Genomic DNA, 15309 nt, shown 5'->3' with positions numbered 1-15309 from the left:
CGAATGTGCCGACCGGGCGATCCGCCGATCCGCCGCCCTGAATATCCGACCCGGTGTCTCGCGAGCCTTTGGCTCCTCGCTCCGATTGGGGCTCTTCAGATAGATGTTTGCTAGACATACCTCCATCGTCTCCTCTGATAGAGCGCTGGATTATCTACTCTGCATTTCAAGCGTGATGCCCGATCCAACCTCAGTCAAGCCATCGTGATGACGATGTGACGACCAAATCGGGCCAGCGTGAACGACTCGGCCGCGCATTCGCTCGGCATTTGCCGGAGCCTCTATCTTTCTCCGATTTCAGCGCCCCCCGCATGTCGGTCGGCGTATATGCCGCGGAGCATGCCGGTGGCCTGGCCGATCTCGATGAGGTAGCCGTCTGGGTCGCGGAGATAGCACCGGATCTCGGCTTTGCGGTCGAGTGGTTCGGTGAGGAATTGTGCCCCTTTGGATTTGGCGTCGGAGTAGAACGCGGCGATGTCGGCGACCCGCACATTCAAGAATGACGAGATCGGATCACCTGGTTCAGGGGAAGCCAGAGTGACGTCGGGCTTGTCCGGGGTCGGGCCGCCGCCCGGGTTCAGGATGATCCAACTGTTGGCGACCTTCACGATGGCCGGGTTCTCCGCCAGCACGACCCGGCCGCCGAAAATTTCGGTGTAAAAATCTCGGGAGCGAGCGACGTCGCGCACGGTCAAGAAATGCGTCAGGAGCAGTCCCTGTTCGGGAGCAGGTAGGTCGTTCCGATTGGTCACGATTCCCTCCTGGGTTCAGTGTTCGCTATTTCTGGGCCCACCGGTGCGGATCGCATTCGAGTGCTGCTCGGTCCCACTTGCCGCGTTCAGCGGCCGCTTGATAGGTGGTGTGCAGGAATTCCAGAAGGGTTCGTTCCGGATCTGCGGCGGTGCGTACCGCCTCGTAGGGCAGCAGAAACTGGCCGTTATCGGCGCTGTAAAAGGCGTGCCGAGGACCGACCGGATAGTCGGCGAAGCCGTCGGGTTCGGGATAGGCGTAGGCGTAGAAGGCGCCTTCGTCGCCACCACCCGGCCAGAAACCGCAGCTACTCAACTCGTGGGAGTAGCCCTCCACCATCACCCAATTACCGCAGTTGGGTGCGCCGCCCGGATGCTTCGGCGCGGTGCGGCCGGAGAACCTGGTACAGGCCAGATCCATGGCGCCCCAGAAGAAGTGCACCGGGCTCACTTTGCCGATGAAATGCGAACGAAACTCGCTCATTACTCGATGGGCCGCGACGAGTTGGCGCCAGAACAGATGCACGGCGTCGCGATCATAAGAAGCATGCGCATAGTCGTCGGCGAACGGGATCGCAGGATCGACCTCGTTGGGCTTCGCCTGAATCTGTACCGCTATGCCGAGTTCGTCGAGCGCACTCATCGTTTCGGCATAGAAATCCGCAACCGGCTTGGGTTCGAGCGCGACTTGACGGGCGCCGCCATCACTGGCTCGTATGTGCAACCGGTGCTCATTGAAGTCGAACTCGATGTCGAACACACCGGCCTCGTAGGGCATCGCGGAGGTGGTCAAACCCCGTGGGCTGACGTAGAGGGTGACCTGCCACCAGTGGTTGATCATCGGGGCATGAGCGAGTCGAATCTTGCCGATGATCTGGGTCCACATATGCACCGTGTCGCGGGTAGCGGTCCACTCCTCGACCCGCAACTGCGGCCAGCGTCGCGACGACGCGATCTCCGTGCGAGTGGTCTCGACCATCAGACCTCCTTGGTCCGTCTGTCGGTTTCGGTGCCGGTCGCGGTGCGGATGCCGTGGTGCTGCGGGCGTCGGCCTGGTATCAGGCACTCGGGAAAGCGAGCAGGTCCGCGTTGACGATCTGGGTGGTTGGCATGCCGCGCGGGAAGTCCTTATAGGTCTTCTGCGCACCGTTCTCGAGAAGCTGCCCGGACAACGGGCCGGAGGCCGGTACGGTATCGGGCTCACCCACTGCCACGTCAGCTGTCCGATCCAGTGGAGCCCGCCGCACGACAACCGTGTCAGCAAATGACGACCCGAAATGTCAGCAGCTGTCCAGCCGGAATTGACCGCTGAACTCGGCGAAGCGCGCCCCAGCTGACGCCCCGCCAGGCAGAACCCCGCGAGCAGGTGCACAGACAGGTTTCCGCCGTTGCGGCTGCGGACCTATGGCCAGAACGACGACGGCGGGGTAGAGGCCAACAGATTTTAATGACCCAGACCCCACTCGACCAGTGTAAATGCCCGCCCGCCAGCGATGGCCTGATTCGTCAGTAAGGCATCATCCTCAACGCTGGCCCCGAGGGGATTCGCGCAGGAGCGCCGGAGTGACGACATGGTCGGTCGCTCATGGCAGGCCAGCGGGAGGTCGCCACCCTCGGCTTCCCCCTGCCATGCCTTGACCAAACCGCGAACAAACACCCGAGCGCTACTGGCCGCTGCGCTGCATTCCTCGATCGAGCGGCAGCGCGGTCTGGATGAGACCGGCCAGCCCGACGGACGACGTGATTCCTGCGATGGACGTCACGCCGATTTGTATTTCCCGAGGTTCGCGCCCTGCCTTGCTCACACCCTCTATGGGTGTTTACTGAAAGAGCGTCTCAGTTGGCCCACTCCAATGGCAGTTCGAGGTGCGTATGCCGGTATGGCGACTGCGTGAATTTCGTGACGATGATCTGGATCAGGCAATCCAGATCTGGGAACAGAGCCGACGGGCGACCGGGGAGGAGCCGGTGTTCGCGTTGGCGGAGGTGCTGGCGTCCGCGCGAGCAGGGCAGCCGGCGGTGGTGGCGGAGGTCGGGGAAGAAATTGTCGGAATGGCCGTCGCCCAGATCCACAGCGAGCGTGCATGGGTCCTGCTGGTGGCCCTGGGTGCGCAGTGGCGGCAGCGCGGTATCGGTAGTGCGCTGCTGACCGAACTGGAGCGGCGGCTGCGGTCGAACGGCGTGCGGCGGATCTGCACGCTCCTCCCACAGGATGCGACCGGGTCGGTCGCGTTCGAGAATTCCGGATATCAGCACAGGACCGGTCTGGTCTACTACGAACTGCTGGAACCGTTGGCACCCGCGCAGTCTTATTTGCTGACCGAGCTGGGTGGGCGGCTGCTGCCACCCGGGTTGTGGCAGTCGATGGCGGGGATGGACCGCGAGAAAGAAATCATCGAACGACGGATCGTGTTGCCGTTGGCGAACCCCGATGTCGCGGAGCGTTATCGGGTTCGGCCACCCAAGAGCGTGATTTTGTTCGGTCCGCCGGGCACCGGAAAAACCAGTTTCGCGAAAGCGGTCGCCTCGAGACTGGAGTGGCCGTTCGTCGAGTTGTTCCCGTCTCGGTTGGCCGCGACGGCAAGCGGCGGGCTCGCGGCGTCCTTGCGTGAGGTGTTCGCGGACTTGGCCGAACTCGACGAACTTCTGTTGTTCATCGACGAGGTGGAGGAGATCGCGGGCGCACGCGAGGGGACGGCGACCAGCGCGGCGCATGGAGTAACGAACGAGCTTCTCAAGCTGATTCCGGCATTCCGAGAGGATTACAGCCGCCTGCTGATCTGCGCCACCAACTCGGTTCGTTCGTTGGACTCGGCTTTCCTACGGCCGGGCCGCTTCGACTACGTGATACCGGTCGGTCCACCTGATGAACCCGCCCGCGAAGCGATCTGGCGGCGCTACCTCGGCCCCGCCGCCGAGAACGTCGACCTCGGCCATCTGGTGCGCGTTACAGCCCACTTCACTCCCGCCGACATCGAGTACGCAGCCCGTGCCGGTGCACAATCGGCGTTCGAACGCGCGATGCGCGACGGAACGAACAAACCCGTCAACCTCGAGGACTACCTCACCGCCATTGCCAACACCCGCCTGACTTTGACACCGGACATCCTGACCGCGTTCGAACACGACCAAGCGAACTACACCAGACTCTGAGGCCCGCCGTCTCAGTTCAGCTCCGCCTTGCAGATTGCGGTCGTGAGTAGGGCTTCAGTGGTGGAGGCACCCGCGGACCCCGGCCGAAAGCACTCGACCGGGGTCTCGGCTACGGCGTCGCGATCAGCGGATCTCTCGAGTAAGTCGGGACGACCACGGACACCAGAAGCAACCCGGTAGGAAAGCACCGCAAGCCTCGTCCAGGTGATCCTCGAGGTAGGAGATTGACGAGTCACAGACCTCGATCGCCATGGTGAAGAAGGTGATCGTGTCCGGGTCGAGGTGGAAGCTCCAACCCGGGTTGTAGTCGACCTCCTGCTTCCTGATGCGTCCCATGACATGGATCGACATCTGCTCATCGCCAGACAGGATCCGACGCGCTTCCTCGATGCGCTGTTCGTTATTGAGCCGGATGACGAATTCCTTGCCGGAATAATCGGTGAATGCGAAGTCCGCCATGACATCTCCCTGCCAAAAGTGGTGGATGGGGGTCGCGCGCGGTTCTGCATCGATGCACTCAGCATCGTATCGACGGGAGAGCACTGTTGTATACGAAAATCTCTGTGCGACAAACAATTTCGACTGGCAGCCGGTTTTCGACGTAGCTAACCTGGCTGAGGGTCAATTCCGACCCTGGTTAGCGGCGTGGTGGCCGTTGCTTCGAGAGGAAAGCTGGGCTCGGATCGATTTCCCGGCGAGGATCAACTCACGGATCGCGATAGCGCCCCGCGCGACAGGCGCGGCGACCCTGCCCTCAGCGTCGATCAGCACAGCCGACGGTGTACCGCGGACGCGATATCGCAGCGCGGCCTCGTTGCCCTGCTGCACCAGCGACGGGATCTCGCCCAGACCTTGTTCGACACCCCAAACTGCCTGCTCATCGGCATCACCGTTTCCGACGACGACCATGGTCATGGCCGTGCGCGCCCGCCACCGCGGCAGCTCGCGGGCCAGCGCGGCGCACATCTCACAGCCCGGGTGCACAAACACCAGCAGCACTGCCCGGCCACCCGAGAGCAGATCCGCGAGGTTCGTGCGGGCACCCGAGACATCGAGCAACTCGAACTCCGGCGCGACCGAGCCGACCGGCAAACCCTCGGCCCCCAGCGTCGAGAGCGCCTGCTCGTCCAGCCGACGCCGCAGCGCGCCGACCTGGGCGACCAGCCACCCGAGGACCCCGCACAGCAGCGCACCGAATGCGAGCCCCGTCGCGGCATCGGCAGCCAGTCCGGCGGGCACCGAGGGACGGGCCAACGCGCCCCACAGGACCAACGCCGCGAGCATCATCAGCACACCGTTGCGCACGATGCTGCGCGCGCCGATCGGCGTCGTACTCGCCGCGCCGAAGCATGAGCATGCGGGACGCTTGCCGCGCCGCAACAAGCCGACCATGACCACCGTGAAGACCATCAGCAGGAGCAGCGCGCCGACCGCCGCCGCGACGGCCGTCCACGACAGGACGACGCCGACCGCCAATACCGCCTCGACGACCGGCAGCCCCCACGCCACGGCGGGCACCCACCGCACCGGCACCTCGAACTCCCCCACCGCCTGCCGCGTACCGGCGCGATCGGCCAGCTTCCCCCAGGCCGACAACCCGAACACCACGGCGAGCGCCAACCGCGTAACCCACACCCCGTATTCGATCAGCATGGGCCGCACCCTCCCACATCCGCGGTTATTCGAATTCGGAATCGCCGGAAGAGTATTCGAGGTGTTGCGAAGGTCTACTCTTGTCAGAAGCGCTGTGTCCCACCTGAGCGCGCACGTCTCGACACTGGCGGCATACTGAAAACCGCTGATGACCTGTCTTTAGAGCAGTGGCGGGCTCGGTGTCGGCGGCTTGCTGGTCAGGCGAATTCGTGCGTTGCTTGGTTTATGAGTGCCTCGGCTGTTGCTCGGGCGTGCGTCCAGGGTGCCGGATCGTTGAGGGAGGTGGATAGCGCGGCCGCCCCCTCGTATAGGACGGCGAGCTGGTTGCCCAGCAGCTCTGGGTCTGCGGCGCCGACTCGTCGGGCGAGTTCGGTGAGTCCGTCGATGTAGTGCCGCTTGTGCGCGTGGATGATGTCTTGAACACCGGGCATGGTCTCGGCTGCCTCAACCGCCGCATTGTGAAATGGGCAGCCGCGCATCGGTGTATCCGCGGCATCCGGGGTGTCGAATAAAGCGAGCAGCAGCGCACGCGGGTTCGAATCGGAGTCCGCTGACGGCTCATCGGTTAGGTTGCCCGCGGCTTGACGGAGCATGCGCAGATACTCTTCCACCAACGCGGTCTTACTTGGGAAGTGTTGGTAGAGAGTTCTTTTCGACACGGATGCTTTGGTCGCGATCAGTTCGACACCAGTGGTGTTGATGCCCTCGGTGTAGAACAGTTCGGCAGCTGCCTTCAGGATGCGCTGACGCGCGCCACGCCCTCCCCGACGGGTTGGTTCCTGAGTATCGGTGAGCGAAGTCATGAAGCAAGTATACCGATCTGTTTACAAGTTGGACGATCGAGGGTAGGGTCACCATTGAAAGTACACTAATCGGTTTACAATAGGAGGAAGTCATGACTAGTGCCAGCGGCACCTTGTACAAAGATGCGCCGTCGAAATCCGTGCGGGTCGGTACAACGCGGTTCGCGTACCGCGTATTGGGGCCCGATACCGGCGTACCGGTGATCTTCTTGAATCATCTGGGTGCGAATCTGGACAACTGGGACCCCAGGGTGGTCGATGGCATCGCATCCAGGCATCGCGTGATCACCTTCGACAACCGTGGGGTCGGCGCATCCGAGGGCGCGACACCGGACTCGGTCGAGGCGATGGCAGGCGATGCTGTCGCCTTCATTCACGCACTCGGTTTCGATCAGGTCGACATTCTGGGATTCTCCCTGGGCGGCTTCGTCGCGCAGGTGATCGCTCGCGAAGAGCCCGAACTGGTGCGAAAGCTGATCCTCGCAGGCACTGGCCCAGCGGGAGGTGAGGGCATCCTCAACGTCACCTCGGTGACCTACCGCGACACATTCAAGGCAGTAGCCACCCTCAAGGACCCGAAAGAGAATCTGTTCTTCACCAAAACCGCGCACGGCAAATCGGAGGCTCGCGCGTTCGTGAACCGGTTGAAGGAACGCAGCGTCGACCGCGACAAGGCGATCACACTGCGCGCCTTCCGCACTCAACTCAAAGCCATCCACGCATGGGGCGCACAAGAGCCAACCGACCTCGGCGGTATTCAGCACCCCATCCTCGTAGCCAACGGCGACGACGATCGAATGGTCCCGACCAGCAACTCCTTCGACCTACAACGACGCCTGCCGAACGCGACGCTCCGCATCTACCTCGACGCCGGACACGGCGGCATCTTCCAATACCACGACAGGTTCGTCGCAGAGGCACTCGAATTCCTGGCTTCCTGAGACCGGCGCGCGCCGAAGTAGGAGATCGCCCGTATGTTCACCGAATTCACCACCCACGACATCGATGTCGAGGGTGTCCGCATTCACGCACGTGTGGGCGGTGAGGGGCCACCTGTACTGCTGCTGCACGGCTACCCCCAGACCCATGTGATGTGGCGTGAGGTGGCAGCAGCGTTGGCGCAGTCGCACACCGTCGTCGTATCCGACCTACGTGGGTACGGCGACTCCGGCAAGCCTGCCTCGGAAACCGATCATTCGTCGTACGGCAAACGCGCTATGGCCGCGGACCAGGTCGGATTGATGACAGCTTTGGGGCACAACCGTTTCGCGATCGTCGGTCACGACCGCGGCGCCCGAGTCGCCCATCGACTCTGCCTCGACCACCCCGAACACGTCGATAGAGCCGCGGTCCTCGACATCGCCCCCACCCGACATGTTTTCGCGAACGTGGACCGCGCCTTGGCAACCGTCTACGACCACTGGTTCTTCCTCGCCGAGGAACCCGATCTGCCCGAAGTTCTCATCGGCGGCGCGCCCGAGTATTTCGTGCGCCGAAAGCTCGACCAATGGTCCGGCCCGGGCGCGGTATTCGACGAAGAGGCGATATCGGAGTACGTGCGCTGCTTCAGCGATCCGGAGGCGATCCGGGCGAGCTGCGAAGACTACCGCGCTGCGGCCTCCGTCGATCTCGAACACGACGAAGTCGACGCCGCGGCAAGCCGTCGCATCACCTGCGCACTGCTGGTCCTATGGGGCGCACACGGCTTTGTCGGAACTCACTATGACGTGCTCGAGGTATGGCGTCGATACGCCGACGACCTCCGCGGCCACGCTTTGGACTGCGGGCATTTCCTCCCGGAGGAAGCCCCCGAGCAGACCATCGACGCGTTGCGCGATTTCCTGGCGAGCTAGCGGGAGCCCGTCAGGCTGTAGGCGTGAAGAAAGGATTGCAGCTCGTCGTCGCCCTCGACCGTGATCGCGCCGGATTCTATGGCATCGGCTGCATTGATCTCATCGTTCATCAGCGCGATAAGTGTCGAGACATCGGTATTCAGACAGACTTTGGGCAACGTCGGCGCCGTTCCCGGTCGCAAAATGACTCCATCCGCCGAGGGCCCTATCCACGCGGACTCGTCGCCGACGTTGAACTGCACGACGCCGCCGAACCGATCGACGGCATCAGGCTCGGCACGCGCCAATATCCCCTGGACCACCCATTCCGCGCGCGTCATATCCGCGGCGTCGAATGGTGCACCATGCCTGAACCCCCATGCCGCGAGCTGACCGAGCGCCGGCCGCAACTCTTCGCCGACGCTGGTGAGGGCGTAAGCCGCGACCGGCGCCGGCGGCGCGAGCACCGTGCGCTCGATCAAGCCCGCCCCTTCGAGGCTTTTGAGACGACTGGCCAGCAGGTTGGTACCGATGCCCGGCAGTCCCTCGGCCAGGTCCCTGTATCTCCGTGGCCCCATACCCAGGTCACGCAGGATCAGAAGAGTCCATCGATCACCCAGGATGTCGAGCGCACGAGCAAGACCGCAGTTCTGGCCGTACGTGCGAGGTTGCATAACCATAGTATAGTAAATACTTCATTTTTATGTGTCATGGCTGCTGGCAGCCGATCGAACGTTCGCACCATGCCCAAAGAAGCCTGGCCGCCGCTCCCGACTGAAAACGAATCGGGAGTTTCGTCGAATGTCGTGAACGCTGACGAAAACGTTGTTCACGCAGATCGACTCACAGACAGCGCCGAATAGCAGCTCAGTCCGCGAGGAAAGATTTGACTTCTGCCGTGAACTCCTCGAGGTGCTGGAACAGGAATGCGTGGCCGGCGTCGCTGTACAGCACCAACTTGGCCGACGGCAGGTGTTCAACCGCGGAGTACGACGCGAAGGCGTGGATCATGACGTCGTGCATACCGTTGGCGTAGAGCACAGGTTGCCGGATGGTCGCGAGCCCCGCGACAACCTGCTCCCACGGAGTCGCCAACGCCGCGACGATTGCTTGGAGCTGACCCATCGCGGCCGCCTCGCTGACTACCGGGGCGTCGGCCGGCATCACGTCCGAGACCTTGTCGAAGTGTTCGAGCCCCAGCTTCCGAGCCCCTTCGGTTTCGGGATAGAACAGGTACAACATGTCATCGAGGTCGGCATCCGGCTTGGCCATGATTCCGAGGACCCGCTCGCTCATCGTCGGCATGTTGGGGGCGAGGCCCGATCCACTGCCCGCAACGATCAACTTGCGGACGAGATCGGGTCGGGTGAGCGTGACCGCCTGCGCGACGACACCACCGAAGGACCACCCGAGAAGGTCGACCTCGGTCAGCCCCAGCGCTTCGATGAATTCGATCGTGCCCGCGGTGAATCCCTCGACGGTGGTGAGAGCTTCACCGCCGGTGTATCCGATACCGATGTTGTCGAACAGGATGACGTCGCGCTCGGCGGCGACGATGTCGAGGAACTCCGGATCCCACCAGTCGACGGTGGCACGGAAGCGGTGCACGAGCACGAGCGGAACTCCGCCGCGCGGGCCCATGCGGCGGTAGGTGAAACGACCCGACGCGGCATCGACATGCAGGTTCTCGGCGGTGTTGACAGGTGTGTAGGTACTCATATCGTTCTCCTCGGGTGTGGTGCGGGATCGGTTGCGCGACTGCCAGCTGCGGGATGAAAAATCTTGCGGCTCAGGCGATCTCCGCGAGACTCGGATAGTCGGTGTACCCGCGCGAGTCGCCGCCGTACAGGGTGGTGAAGTCCACCGCGTTCAGCTCCGCGCCAGTGCGCCAACGCTCTACGAGATCGGGATTGGCGAGGAAGGCACGCCCGACGACAACGGCGTCAGCCACGCCCTTGTCCAGCAGCTCCTCGACCGTCTCCAGCGACGTCGCCACCGGTGTGGCACCGAGGTTCAGCAGCACCGAGCCGCCGAATCGCGTGCGGAGGTCGCGGACGAGCGGTTCGAGAGACTCGAACGGACTGGCCAAAATGCTCAGATACGCCAGACCTAACGGCGCGATCCCATCTACGACCGTCTGATAGGTCTGGTCGAGGTCGGCACCAGGCACCTCGCCGATGCCGTTCAACTGATGGCCGGGCGAGAGCCGCAGGCCGACACGGTCAGCGCCGATCGCCTCGGCGACTGCCCTGACCACGTCGATGACGAACCGAGCCCGATTCGCCGGCGTGCCGCCGAATTCGTCGTCACGGAGGTTGACCGTCGGATCGAGGAACTGGTGCAGCAGATAGCCGTTCGCACCGTGGATCTCGACGCCGTCGAGACCAGCACGGATCGCGTTGCGGGCGGCCTCGACGAACTCGGCGATGATTCCGGCGATTTCACCGGCCTCGATTGCCCGGGGCACATCATGATCGACCATGCCGGTCAGCGTGAACATCTGACCTGGAGCTTGGACAGCGCTGGACGAGATCGTGTCGACACCGCCCTTGTTGCCGGCATGAGCGACCCGCCCGACGTGCATCAACTGAGCCACGATCGTGCCGCCGGCGCCGTGAACGCCATCGGCGACGAGGCGCCATCCGGCGACCTGTTCGTCGGTGTAGAGCCCGGGCACAGTGGGGTAGCCCTGGCCGACGGCGCTGGGTGCAGTGCCCTCCGTGACGATGAGCCCGGCTTCGGCTCGTTGGGTGTAGTACTCGGCGTTCATCGTCGTGGGCACGTTGCCTTCCCCCGCGCGGCTACGAGTCAGTGGCGCCATAACGAAAGACTGCGGCAGGTCCCAAGGTCCGATCCGTACCGGTTTGAAAGCAACAGACATGCGGTGATCCTCCTGATTAGGGGCTGGGATGACGAACGACGACAGCACTGCAGCTGATTGTCACTTTAAAAAACGATAGTCTTTAGTATCTGATTTAGCAACGCCGCAGATGGCAGGTACTTCAATGCCTAGCGACGTTTACGTAAGTCGAGCGGCGACATGGACGCCCATTGCGAAAGGCGCGCCATCCGGGTAGCTTCACTAAAGTACACCGAACGGTTTACTTAATCCAGGAGGACAGCATGACTTCGCTCGCGGATCAAACGGTGCTCGTCACCGGAGCCAACCGCGGCATGGGCCGCGAGTACGTCGAGCAACTACTCGGCCGTGGTGTGGCGAGGGTCTACGCCGCCGCCCGCGACCCACAGACAATCCACGTGGCGGACCCACGCATCGTTCCGCTGCAGCTCGATGTCACGAATGCGATGTCGATCGCCGAAGCGGCCGCGACCGCAACCGATGTCAGCGTTCTGATCAACAACGCCGGTATCGCCCGCGGGGCCTCGGTGCTCGACCGGTCCACGGCCATGCTTCGCGCGGAGCTCGAGACGAACCTGTTCGGTCCACTTGCGCTGGCCTCCGCATTCGCCGATCGAATCGCCGAGCGTTCCGGCGCCATCGTCAACGTCTCGTCGGTTCTCGCATGGCTTCCGATCGGCGCGAGCTATGGCGTATCGAAGGCGGCGATGTGGAGCGCCACGGACTCGATGCGCACCGAACTCGCCCCACGCGGGGTCCAGGTGGTGGGCGTCTACATGGGACTCGTCGACACCGACATGGGCAAGTTCTCGGATTCGCCGAAGTCCGATCCCGCAGATGTCGTTCGCCAGGTACTCGATGGCATCGAGTCCGGCGATGCGGAGGTACTGGCCGACGAGCTCAGCCGCCAGGCACGCACCTGGTTGAGCGACCCCGTGCAGGAACGGGTCGCGCAGCTGATGAGCAGCTGAGGGACGCCGACGCGGCGTGTGTCGCGGATGAGCATTGAAGCTCATCCACTCACAGAGCCGCTGTGAACTCCCGGGTGGTGGCCGCGAATGCCGTGAACAACTTCGGAAGACCTGTCCCCTTGCCCAGCACGCGGGCCGCACCGACGCGGCGGGCCTCCGCCAAGGTGACCGCGCCCATGGTCAACGCGATGAAGGTTGCGGACGAACAGTGGAGCCTGACCGGCGACTCCGACTCTGATTCCCCGGACGCCACCGACAGCGCAGACTCGCGAACGCTCATCGTGAAGACCTCGGGAGTGTGTACAACGCACACGAGATTCAGACCAGACAGCAGATTCGGGGAGACCGCTCCCGTCATACAGAGCGCGACCATGTCGGGTCGGGCCGTTTCCGGCTCGATTCCCTCTGACATCAGACCGAGTCCCCAGAGCCCGAAGCCGATGACGGGCGTCCGCAGTCCCTCACCGAACTCCGTCAACGCGTAGGCACCGCTGGATGCCTTCGCCACGACGCCGACCCCTTGGAGCCGACGAAGCCGGCTCGTCAGGCGGTTCGGTCCGGCGGCCGGCAGCTTCGCACCGAGTTCGTTGAAGCGCTTGGGTCCGAGGAGCAACTCCCGAATGATCAGCAAGGTCCATCGTTCGCCGAGCACGTCCAAAGCGCTCGCGAGCGGACACCCTTGTCCGTACAGGCGACCCGTCTCCACATGACTGAGTGTAGGGACGGCCAGGAGTCGGCCAGGCACCGCCGTGGCGCTTGGGCCGGTGCCGTCACAGTCACGCACCATAGCCATCAGGGCGGAGATACCCGCCGAGTCGCTCGCCCAAAAGTGCCGCGAACTCGATCGTGGTCAGATCGCCGCCGGCGGGTCCCATCGCTTGCAGGCCCACCGGCAGCCCGGATCTGCCGAGACCAGTGGGAATCGTCGTGGCAGGCGCTCCGGCGATATTGGCGATGGCACACCATTTGACCTGGTCCCAGTAGGAGCGGGCCTTGCCGTCGACCTCGAATCGCCGACCGAACCGGTCGATCAACTTGTTGTGGTGCACAGGTGCCGCTGTGGGAGTAACCGGCATGAGCACGATGTCGAACTCGCTGAAGAACTCGTACCACCCCTCCCGTATTTCCTGACGCTTGGCGTCCGCCTGCATCCAGGCATAGTGCGACTGGAACGTGCCTCGAAAAGCGCGCGTGGCCGCTCCTCGTGGGTTCTGCGCGATACGCACCGCCATCGCGGCACCAGAGGCCGGGGTGATGCCGGTGCGATCGCCCGACAACTGTCCGTACACCAGTGGCTCGAAGACTCTATGCGACTCGCCGATACTGACCGGCAGCGCGGCAGGCTGGATCTGGACCTTCGCGCCCGCCTGCTCCAAGACGTCGATCGCGTTGATCATGGCGGCGTTGACCTCGGAGTCTATTGGGCAGTCCGGATCGTCGAACCAGACCGCGACGCGGAAGTCGCTCAGAGTGGTGGCTCGGGGGCCCGCAAGCCGATACGTAAAGCCGCCGTCACGCGCCAACGCGCCGGTGGTCGCCTCCAGGACGGGAATCAGGTCACGTGCGTCGCGTACCTGAGCGCCGGCGCAGGCAAGGTCGGGCTCAGCCCACCGGCCGGTCCCAGGACCTGGTGGGAGGTGGCCCACCAGCGGGATCGACCGCCAAGTCGCTTTGTGCCCGTACAAGCCGACAAAATGCGACGGGATCCGAGTCGAGCCACCGATTTCCGAGCCGAAGTCGAAAGCGGTGAGCCCGGCGGCGGTCGCCACCGCCCCTCCCCCAGCAGAACCACCCGATGTGCGTGAGAGGTCCCACGGATTGTTCGTCGGACCGAAAACAGGATTGTCCGCCTGCACGTCCTGATTTCCGGGCGGCATATTCGTCTTGCCCATGATGATTGCCCCGGCTCGGCGAAGCCGCGCAATCGGCTCCGCGTCCCGGGTCGGCACATGGTTGACGAGGTCGCGCCGACCGCACGCGGACCTCATGCCTGCCGTCTCGTAACTGTCTTTCGCGGTGATGGGCAATCCGTGCAGCGGTCCCAACGACTCATTGCCGCTGACCCGCTCCTGGTCCGCCTTGGCGGCCTCGGCGCGCGCACGCTCGACATCCAACGTGATCACCGAGTTCAGGCGACGGTCGTGCTTCTCGATTCGCTGCAAGTAGAGGTCGACGAGTTCGCGACTGGAAACCTCACCGCTGCGCAGATGTGCCAGTAGCTCGTGGGCGGGTGCGAAGGCAAGATCATCCGACATGGTTCCTCCGAGGGAGTTCGTCGACAGCGGCAAGATTCTCGAGTTGGGCAAGGGCTCGCTGCACGGTGACATCGCGCGCAAGTTTTCCGTCGACGATCGGTCCGGCCAGACCACGAAGGGCTGCGACTGGCCGCCAGCGTCCAGGGATAGTGATGGCGCGTTGCCGACGTTCCAGTCCGTCGGCGATCGCGGCGGCCGCGGTTTGCGGCTGAATTCGTTTGAGGATGAACTTGGGCATCGCGGCAAGCAGGGCGAGTACATGGGGATCCGCGTCCACGCCCTGTCGGATCATGTCGGTCTGGATAAGTGAGAAATAGGCCGTCATGGCAGACGCGCCATGCCTGGCCAACTCGACACCGAGGCCCCGGCCCAGTTGCTCGACGGCGGCCTTGCTCATCGCGTAAGGGATAGCGCCCGCGCCGTTGATGTAGGCGAATACCGAACTCACCAGGACGATCTGTCCCCGGTTCTCGATCACCGATTCCAGCGTGGCCGACACCGTGTTGACAACTCCATCGACGTTGACCGACAGAACATTTCCCACTTGTCGCGGTGTCAGTGCGCGGAAGGTGGCACCACGCCCCAGAACGCCGGCATTGGCGATCACGACGTCGATACGCCCGAACACCTCATGCGCTCGCCGCACAGCTTCCTGAACGGAATCGAGTTGGGTGACATCGCATTTCAGCGCCAACACTTGCCCGCTGGGCAGTGTGGCCGCAACTTGTTGCGCTGCAGCCAGATCAATATCCGCCAGCAACACCCGCGCTCCACGCCCAACCAGGGCTGCGGCGGTGGCCGCACCCAACCCGCGACCGGCTCCGGTAATCAGGACGACCTTGTCGGAAAGCGAATAACGTGTCATGTCACCACTCCTCGACGAGTTGCGACGAAGGGGACAGCATCGCCAGGGGAGCAACCAAAGATGTTGCTGCGCAGTATTTTCCGTATCGGGCCACGGTCTGGTGCAGTGCACCATAAAGCCGGACTCGATCCGCGAGCGATGCATGACGACGATACGTCGATGACGGTT

General features: G+C 63.5%; 16 protein-coding genes. 4 read left to right on the top strand and 12 right to left on the bottom strand.

Annotated elements, in window-relative coordinates; translation table 11 throughout:
• Positions 1-281 precede the first annotated feature (281 nt).
• The 3 genes from ACIBI6_RS00585 to ACIBI6_RS00575 all read right to left on the bottom strand — a co-directional run bounded on the left by ACIBI6_RS00585 (position 282) and on the right by ACIBI6_RS00575 (position 1963).
• Positions 282-752, bottom strand: a complete 471-nt coding sequence (locus ACIBI6_RS00585) for a VOC family protein (protein WP_396954891.1) — start codon at positions 750-752, stop codon at positions 282-284.
• A 25-nt stretch (positions 753-777) separates the two neighbouring features.
• Positions 778-1728 carry a DUF5996 family protein gene (locus ACIBI6_RS00580; protein WP_364349612.1) on the bottom strand — a complete coding sequence of 317 codons (951 nt, stop codon included), beginning with the start codon at positions 1726-1728 and terminating at the stop codon, positions 778-780.
• A gap of 79 nt (positions 1729-1807) precedes the next feature.
• Positions 1808-1963: a hypothetical protein gene (locus ACIBI6_RS00575; RefSeq protein WP_396954890.1), complete on the bottom strand. Its 156-nt coding sequence runs from the start codon at positions 1961-1963 to the stop codon at positions 1808-1810.
• A 658-nt stretch (positions 1964-2621) separates the two neighbouring features.
• Here ACIBI6_RS00575 and ACIBI6_RS00570 point away from each other — a divergent pair.
• On the top strand, positions 2622-3902 hold the full coding sequence (locus ACIBI6_RS00570; RefSeq protein WP_364349609.1) for a GNAT family N-acetyltransferase: 1281 nt from the start codon (positions 2622-2624) through the stop codon (positions 3900-3902).
• A gap of 123 nt (positions 3903-4025) precedes the next feature.
• Here the strand turns inward: ACIBI6_RS00570 and ACIBI6_RS00565 are convergent, their stop codons facing one another.
• From ACIBI6_RS00565 to ACIBI6_RS00555, 3 genes are all read right to left on the bottom strand, one after another.
• A complete protein-coding gene (locus ACIBI6_RS00565; protein ID WP_364349606.1) occupies positions 4026-4361 on the bottom strand; it encodes a calmodulin in 336 nt (111 codons plus the stop codon).
• Positions 4362-4523: 162 nt separating this feature from the next.
• Positions 4524-5555 (bottom strand): MauE/DoxX family redox-associated membrane protein, encoded by a 1032-nt coding sequence (locus ACIBI6_RS00560; RefSeq protein WP_364349603.1) that lies wholly within the window; start codon positions 5553-5555, stop codon positions 4524-4526.
• A gap of 197 nt (positions 5556-5752) precedes the next feature.
• A complete protein-coding gene (locus tag ACIBI6_RS00555; RefSeq protein WP_396954889.1) occupies positions 5753-6358 on the bottom strand; it encodes a TetR/AcrR family transcriptional regulator in 606 nt (201 codons plus the stop codon).
• A 92-nt stretch (positions 6359-6450) separates the two neighbouring features.
• On the opposite strand from ACIBI6_RS00555, the gene ACIBI6_RS00550 reads away from it, so the two are divergent.
• Together ACIBI6_RS00550 and ACIBI6_RS00545 are read left to right on the top strand one after the other, a co-directional pair.
• Entirely contained in the window at positions 6451-7299 is an 849-nt protein-coding gene (locus ACIBI6_RS00550) for an alpha/beta fold hydrolase (RefSeq protein ID WP_396954888.1), read from the top strand.
• Positions 7300-7332: 33 nt separating this feature from the next.
• Complete coding sequence (locus tag ACIBI6_RS00545) at positions 7333-8211, top strand: alpha/beta fold hydrolase (protein WP_396954887.1); 879 nt, start codon at positions 7333-7335, stop codon at positions 8209-8211.
• Here ACIBI6_RS00545 and ACIBI6_RS00540 read toward each other — a convergent pair.
• From ACIBI6_RS00540 to ACIBI6_RS00530, 3 genes are all read right to left on the bottom strand, one after another.
• On the bottom strand, positions 8208-8864 hold the full coding sequence (locus ACIBI6_RS00540; protein WP_396954886.1) for a winged helix-turn-helix transcriptional regulator: 657 nt from the start codon (positions 8862-8864) through the stop codon (positions 8208-8210). The two genes, ACIBI6_RS00545 and ACIBI6_RS00540, sit on opposite strands and share 4 nt — an antisense overlap.
• Positions 8865-9057: 193 nt before the next feature.
• On the bottom strand, positions 9058-9909 hold the full coding sequence (locus ACIBI6_RS00535) for an alpha/beta fold hydrolase (RefSeq protein WP_396954885.1): 852 nt from the start codon (positions 9907-9909) through the stop codon (positions 9058-9060).
• Between the two features lie 70 nt (positions 9910-9979).
• On the bottom strand, positions 9980-11071 hold the full coding sequence (locus ACIBI6_RS00530; protein ID WP_396954884.1) for an alkene reductase: 1092 nt from the start codon (positions 11069-11071) through the stop codon (positions 9980-9982).
• A 242-nt stretch (positions 11072-11313) separates the two neighbouring features.
• Between ACIBI6_RS00530 and ACIBI6_RS00525 the strand changes: the two genes are divergently transcribed.
• Positions 11314-12021, top strand: a complete 708-nt coding sequence (locus ACIBI6_RS00525) for an SDR family oxidoreductase (RefSeq protein WP_364360235.1) — start codon at positions 11314-11316, stop codon at positions 12019-12021.
• A 49-nt stretch (positions 12022-12070) separates the two neighbouring features.
• Here ACIBI6_RS00525 and ACIBI6_RS00520 read toward each other — a convergent pair whose 3' ends face one another.
• From ACIBI6_RS00520 to ACIBI6_RS00510, 3 genes are all read right to left on the bottom strand, one after another.
• A complete protein-coding gene (locus tag ACIBI6_RS00520) occupies positions 12071-12727 on the bottom strand; it encodes a winged helix-turn-helix transcriptional regulator (RefSeq protein WP_396954883.1) in 657 nt (218 codons plus the stop codon).
• Between the two features lie 70 nt (positions 12728-12797).
• Positions 12798-14276, bottom strand: coding sequence for an amidase (locus ACIBI6_RS00515; protein WP_364359966.1), 1479 nt, complete (start codon positions 14274-14276; stop codon positions 12798-12800).
• Entirely contained in the window at positions 14266-15141 is an 876-nt protein-coding gene (locus tag ACIBI6_RS00510; protein ID WP_364359969.1) for an SDR family NAD(P)-dependent oxidoreductase, read from the bottom strand. Before ACIBI6_RS00510 ends, ACIBI6_RS00515 begins: the two co-directional genes overlap by 11 nt.
• Positions 15142-15309: the final 168 nt, after the last annotated feature.

The sequence above is a fragment of the Nocardia sp. NPDC050412 genome (assembly GCF_044458825.1).
Classification (GTDB): Bacteria; Actinomycetota; Actinomycetes; order Mycobacteriales; family Mycobacteriaceae; genus Nocardia.
This window is presented reverse-complemented; position numbering and strand designations above follow the sequence as displayed.